7 protein-coding genes are annotated in these 6,000 nt (G+C 54.6%); all 7 read right to left on the bottom strand.

Features of this window, described 5'->3' with window-relative positions; genetic code table 11:
• A partial coding sequence (gene betA / locus AXE65_RS05280; protein WP_068389095.1) for a choline dehydrogenase occupies positions 1 to 1,649 on the bottom strand: 1,649 nt, incomplete at its 3' end.
• Between the two features lie 22 nt (positions 1,650 to 1,671).
• Complete coding sequence (gene betB, locus AXE65_RS05275; RefSeq protein ID WP_068389089.1) at positions 1,672 to 3,144, bottom strand: betaine-aldehyde dehydrogenase; 1,473 nt, start codon at positions 3,142 to 3,144, stop codon at positions 1,672 to 1,674.
• Between the two features lie 6 nt (positions 3,145 to 3,150).
• Positions 3,151 to 3,285 (bottom strand): hypothetical protein, encoded by a 135-nt coding sequence (locus AXE65_RS14280; RefSeq protein WP_275574858.1) that lies wholly within the window; start codon positions 3,283 to 3,285, stop codon positions 3,151 to 3,153.
• A gap of 99 nt (positions 3,286 to 3,384) precedes the next feature.
• The gene (gene betI / locus AXE65_RS05270; protein ID WP_068389086.1) at positions 3,385 to 3,978 is read right to left on the bottom strand and encodes a transcriptional regulator BetI; all 594 of its coding nucleotides are present in this window, start codon (positions 3,976 to 3,978) and stop codon (positions 3,385 to 3,387) included.
• Positions 3,979 to 4,043: 65 nt separating this feature from the next.
• A complete protein-coding gene (locus tag AXE65_RS13810; RefSeq protein WP_160330596.1) occupies positions 4,044 to 4,220 on the bottom strand; it encodes a hypothetical protein in 177 nt (58 codons plus the stop codon).
• A gap of 439 nt (positions 4,221 to 4,659) precedes the next feature.
• Complete coding sequence (locus AXE65_RS13970) at positions 4,660 to 5,049, bottom strand: ISAs1 family transposase (RefSeq protein WP_275574859.1); 390 nt, start codon at positions 5,047 to 5,049, stop codon at positions 4,660 to 4,662.
• A complete protein-coding gene (locus tag AXE65_RS05260) occupies positions 5,046 to 5,675 on the bottom strand; it encodes a magnesium transporter (RefSeq protein WP_079214054.1) in 630 nt (209 codons plus the stop codon). The genes AXE65_RS13970 and AXE65_RS05260 overlap by 4 nt, the downstream gene beginning before the upstream one ends.
• Positions 5,676 to 6,000 lie beyond the last annotated feature (325 nt).

The raw sequence follows: 6,000 nt of genomic DNA, 5'->3' as shown, positions 1-6,000 counted from the left end.
CCCGCCACAAAATACGGCACATTGGCGGCTGCCAATGGCGGGCGGCCTCGAATCACATCAGCGAGTTTCTCCGCCAGCATAATGGTGGTGGCGTTGAGGTTGCCGCTAATAATCTGCGGCATGATGGAGGCATCAATCACCCGTAGCCCCTCTAGCCCGTGCACGCACCCGTTGCCGTCCACCACGCTCATATCGTCTTCGCCCATTTTGCAGGTGCAAGACGGATGAAATGCGGTTTCGGCGTGCGCACGGACAAAAGCATCTAATTCTGCGTCTGTTTGGCAATCCACGCCGGGGCTGATTTCGCGGCCTCGATACGGATCTAACGGCGCTTGTGCGATGATTTCGCGGGTAATGCGGATAGCATCACGGAACTCTTGCCAATCTTGCTCGTGACCCATGTAGTTAAACAAAATGCTCGGATGCTCGCGCGGGTCGGTGGATTTAAGCCGCACGCGCCCACGGCTGGGCGAGCGCATTGAGCCGACATGCGCCTGAAAACTGTGTTCGTTAATCGCGCCGGTGCCGTTGTAGTTAATGGCAATGGGCAGAAAGTGAAACTGAATATTCGGCCATTTAAAGGCTTCCCGCGTGCGAATAAAACCGCCCGCCTCAAATTGATTACTCGCACCAATACCGGAACCTGCCAATAGCCACTTTGCACCAATAGCCGGTTGATTCCACCACTTCAGCGCCGGATACAGTGAAATAGGCTGGGTGCAAGCGTATTGCAGATACATTTCCAGATGGTCTTGCAAATTTTCGCCCACGCCCGGCAAATCTTGCACAAGCGGAATATCGAACTCGCGCAAAACTTTCGCTGAAGCTACACCAGAACGTTGCAGGATTTGTGGCGAAGCAATCGCTCCAGCACAAAGTAATACTTCACGTCGCGCATTGACAGTTATGTTTTGATTATTATTGCCGTGCAAGTAACTGACGCCAATAGCACGTTTTTCACTAAATAAAATCCGCTCGGTTAGTGCGTGGGTAATTATGGTTAGATTATTACGCGCACGCACTGTTTTATTTAAATAACCACGTGCCGTACTGGAACGTCTGCCGTGCGCGGTTACGGTTCTTTCCATTGGGCCAAAACCTTCTTGCTGATAGCCGTTTAAATCCTCGGTTTTAGGGAAACCGGCCTGTACGCCCGCTTCTATCATCGCTTGATAAAGCGGGTTATTGCCGGATTTTGGCGTGCAAACACAAACCGGCCCATCCGCGCCGTGATATGCATTAGCGCCACTATCGCGGCTTTCGGCTTTACGGAAATAGGGCAGGCAATGTAGATAATCCCAATTTCCAAGTCCTGGCTGTTTTGCCCAATGGTCAAAATCCAGCGCATTACCGCGGATATAACACATGCCGTTAATTAAAGAAGAGCCGCCCAAACCTTTACCACGGCCGCATTGCATACGGCGGTTATTCATATGCGGCTCGGCTTCGGTTTCATAGGCCCAGTTATAACGACGGCCTTGTAAGGGATAAGCCAGTGCGGCAGGCATTTGCGTGCGAAAATCCAGGCGATAATCCGGCCCGCCGGCTTCCAATAATAATACGGAAGTTTCTGCGTCTTCGCTTAATCGCGCGGCCAATACATTACCGGCAGAACCGGCGCCGATAATAATATAATCGTATTCAGCAATTGCCACTTGGTTTCTCCTGCGGTTAAAAAACCGAAGTAAACTGGTCTAATTCTACTTGTACCGATTTAATCCGGCTGTATTGGGCAAGCCCCAGCAAACCATTTTCACGGCCAATACCGGATTGTTTATAGCCGCCGACCGGCATTTTTTCTGATGACTCACCCCAAGTGTTAATCCAGCAGATGCCGGCCTGTAGTTTGCCAATTAAACGATGGGCGCGTGCTAAATCACCGCTGACTACGCCAGCGGCTAAACCATAATCGCTAGTATTGGCGCGGCTGATCACTTCAGCCTCATCGGTATAGCTTAAAATGCTCATCACCGGACCGAAGATTTCTTCACGCACGATTTGCATAGTATCGCTACAATCGGTAAATACCGTCGGCTGTAAATAAGCGCCTTTGCTTAAGTTCCCTTGAGTTGCGCGCTTTCCGCCAATCAATAAGCGAGCACCTTCATCCAGGCCGCTTTGAATATAGCTTTGTACTTTATCCCGATGGGCAAAACTGACCAATGGACCGAAGTTAGTATTTGGGTTTTGCGGGTCGCCCAGGCGAATACGCTTGACCCGTTCGATAATTAAATCTTCAAATTTGTTTTTTAGCGAATGCTCAATAAATACCCTTGTGCCATTGGTACAAACCTGTCCGGAGCTGAAAAAATTCGCCATCATGGCAATATCAGCGGCGCGGTTTAAATCGGCATCTTTGCAAATAATTAACGGCGATTTACCGCCTAATTCCATGGTCACTTCTTTAAGTGAAGATAATGCCGCTGTTGCCATAACCTGTTTGCCGGTTTTGACCGAACCGGTAAAGGAGAGTTTGCCAATGGCCGGATGTTCGGCTAGCCACTGCCCCACTTCTGCACCGCCTTGCAGCACGCTAAACAGGCCATCCGGCACGCCCGCTTGTTGGTAAATTTCGGCCAGTTTCAGCGCCGTTAGCGGGGTGACTTCGCTGGGTTTAAATAGCATGGCATTGCCTGCCGCCAAGGCCGGGGCGGACTTCCACAAGGCAATTTGGATGGGATAGTTCCACGCGCCAATCCCGGCAACCAGGCCGAACGGTTCGCGGCAGGTATAGACAAAACTGCTCTGGCGCAGCGGGATGTGTTCGCCCTGAATAGCGGCAATCAATCCGCCGTAGTATTCGAGTACGTCCGCGCCGGTGGTGATGTCTACCGTGCGCGTTTCCGATAAGGGCTTGCCGCTATCCAAGGTTTCCAGCAGGGCGAGTTCATCGTTGCGTTCGCGTAAGATGTATACCGCTTTTAGCAAAATACGCGCACGTTCGCTGGCATTTAATGCGCTCCATTGTTGCTGCGCCTGTTCGGCGCTGGCAACAGCCTGTTCCAGGTCTTCGCGTGTGGCACTTTGCACCTCGGCCAATACTTCACCATTGGCCGGATTGATGGTCTCAAAACGTGTTGCTTGGGGATTGGGCGCACAGTAGCGCCCGTCAATCCAGGAAGTCTGTAGCTCAAAACGGGGCATGGACGGTTACTCGGCAAGCCATTGATTGACCCGCTCGGGATAGGCGGCGACCTCATCGCGAGCGGCCTTTTGTGCCGTGGTCAGGTTTAAAACGGGAACCAGGGGTACGGCTTTGCGCCAAAAGGATTGGATAAGGTTCATGCTTGCTTCCTTTGCGGATGGTTTTGTTGTAGGAGCCGACGGAAAACGTCTGTGGCAGGCAGTCTATTTTATTTTTATTGAATGATCAATCAATAAAAATCACGAGTCGGTTTTGGATAATTGTTGGTCGATATAGTCAAAGGCGACCTGCATGGCTTGCGGGGCATCAAAGGATTCGCCAGACAGCACGCTGCGCAGCCACAGCCCGTCAATCAGCGCGGCGAGGCCAAGTGCTGCGGAGCGGGCGGTGGAACTATCGAGCACAAGGCGAAACTCATGGCAGAGATTGGAGTACAAACGGTGCTTATTAACCCGCTGCAAGCGGCGCAGTTGTGGGTGGTGCATGCTGCTCGCCCAAAAGGCAAGCCAGGTTTTGGTTGCCGGTGTATTGATTTGACTGGCATCAAAGTTGCCTTCAATCACTGCGCGCAGCCTTGAGCGTGGGCTGTTATCCGGCTGTGCGGCGCGGCGGCGGCTGACCGCGTCCCCCAGCGCCATCATTAAGTGGCGCATGGTCGCTTCCAGCAGGCCGTTTTTGTCCTTGAAGTAGTGGCTGATAATGCCGCCGGAAACCCCGGCAATTCGGGCAATCAGCGCAATGCTGGCATCGTTTAGGCCCACTTGGTCTACTGCTTCTAAAGTCGCCTGAATAAGCTGCTGACGGCGGATGGGCTGCATGCCGACTTTGGGCATTGGACTTTTCTCAAATAAAACGGACGGCTAGTTTAGCAGCAGGGCAATCGGGTGAACGCTCCCAGCTAGCCGACCAACAACCCTGCGAGGAAATCATCGTCCCATGCAGCGGCCTTGCGCCCCGCGCGTATCGAGAGCTTGTCCTTGGTGCGCCGTAGCAGATTCAGTGCCATGTGTTTGATGGTGGTGAAGTTGGCGGGCGCGTGGGCGGTGCGTACCCGGCACTCGTCGTCTCGAAACACCCTGTCCAGCACCCAGTGCAGGCTGTTCTCCACGGCCCGGTGACTGCGCAGCCCCCATCTGCTGGGCCGGTATACGCAATGAACGGACGTAGTAACGGGTTTCGCGCTCGATGCGCTCACCGATTTCCCGCACAGTTTCGACCATCACCAGGCTCTTGAGTCCCGGCCAGTGGTGACGTTTCTGCAGCCAGGCGACATCATGGAACACCGTGGTGGTACGGGTTTCGATGCGTCCATGATTGCCCTCCATCTCACGATGCTGTGTGCCTTTGGTATCGGTAAAGTCTTGGATCTTGTGCATCTGTGCGAACAGTTCCACGTCGATTGCCCTTGAACGCCAGCACAGAGTCGGCCTGTCGGTTCAGGATGGCCTGGGCCATTTCGCGCTGACAGCCCATCGCATCCAGGGTAAGGATCGCCCCTTCCAACGCCAGCATCGTCAAGAGCTTCGCAATGGCCGTGATTTCATCACCTTGGTTTGCCCCAGCACCAGCCGTTGCCGTGCGCAAAAGGCGGATACGGTGTGCAAAAGCGTCTTGCCGCCTTGCTTGGCACGACGGGAGGTCTTGCCGTCAATGGCGATCACCTCTTCGGACAGCCCCGTAAACGACGCTACCCAGGCGGCAAAGCAGCGCTGGAAGCACTCAGCATCCAGTGTGGCAAGCAAATCGCCCAGATGGTCGTGCGCGGTCGTGCCTTTGGAAAAGGGCAGAAAACGGCGCAGCAATTCGCGCTTTTTTACCCCGAACAGCGCAATGTCTACGAAGGTCTCGGGCTCTTCGCCAGCCGCACCGCGCCTAAGCGCAGTGCGGCATAGATCGCTTGTCAGATCGACAGATGCCTTCCCAGCAAAGCATACGCCAAGCCAAAATAGACCAGCACGCCCAGCAAATCCATGATTGAGGTAACCAGTGGTGCGCTTAAGGTTGCCGGGTCGGCGCCAATACGCTTGGCCGCGAACGGCAACAAAGCGCCAATCAGTCCGCCCAAGATCATGCACAACCCCATCGACAGGCCGACGACCAACAGTACCGTACCGCCCACGCCCTTACTGAAAAACGCCAGCACGATTTCCAGCGCCCCGATGACCGTGCCCAGCGCCAAGACCACAGACAGCTCGCGGCGCACGACAAACCATAGATCGCGCCAGCGCAGGTTGACCTCGCCCAGCGCCATCGAACGGATAATCAACGTAGCCGACTGGCTGCCGGTGTTGCCGCCCGCATCAATAATGGGGGCAATGAAGGCCGCCAAAATGATGATTTCGGACAACATCTCTTCTTGTGCTGCCACAAAGGTGCTGGTGACGATGCCAAACACCGTCAAAATGCTCAACCAAAATGCGCGCGTGCCAAATAAGCGCATAAAGGTCGAGGTGCGAAAGCTCAAGTCCGGACCGCCCCCAATCGGCGCGTTGCCACCGAACTGCACTACGTCGCGGCTGTGATCTACCATCTCTGGCTCCTTGGTTAGTCAGCCCCAAGAAGCCGCGCGCAGGATGGTGCCCGGTGCTTGGGGACGGTTAATGAAATGGGTTTGAATTCCGGGCGCGCGCCAACACGCGCACGCCCTCAGGACTCGGTTCGGGATCCATGACATCTCTTCCTTGTATGCGGAGTGATCGACAATCGCACCACCTTTTCCCCTCTCCCGCTTGCAGCAGAGGAACCCGAAGGGCGGGCAAGGGTGGTGTTGCCAGCGAAATGATGACGCCAGCCGCCAGCCTTGACCAGCCAACTTTCGTGTGTTGCGCCTATCCATCGCAGCATGGCGGATATAC

Origin of the sequence: Ventosimonas gracilis (genome assembly GCF_001580025.1) — a bacterium.
GTDB lineage: Bacteria > Pseudomonadota > Gammaproteobacteria > Pseudomonadales > Pseudomonadaceae > Ventosimonas > Ventosimonas gracilis.
Note: the sequence above shows the minus strand (reverse complement) of the source record. Positions and strands in the feature narration are given on the sequence as shown.

Bases quoted from the DNA above. Each gene is read 5' to 3' on its own strand.
- betI (WP_068389086.1), bottom strand. From the start codon at position 3,978: ATGCCCAAAGTCGGCATGCAGCCCATCCGCCGTCAGCAGCTTATTCAG.
- AXE65_RS14280 (WP_275574858.1), bottom strand. From the start codon at position 3,285: ATGAACCTTATCCAATCCTTTTGGCGCAAAGCCGTACCCCTGGTTCCC.
- betB (WP_068389089.1), bottom strand. From the start codon at position 3,144: ATGCCCCGTTTTGAGCTACAGACTTCCTGGATTGACGGGCGCTACTGT.
- AXE65_RS05260 (WP_079214054.1), bottom strand. From the start codon at position 5,675: ATGGTAGATCACAGCCGCGACGTAGTGCAGTTCGGTGGCAACGCGCCG.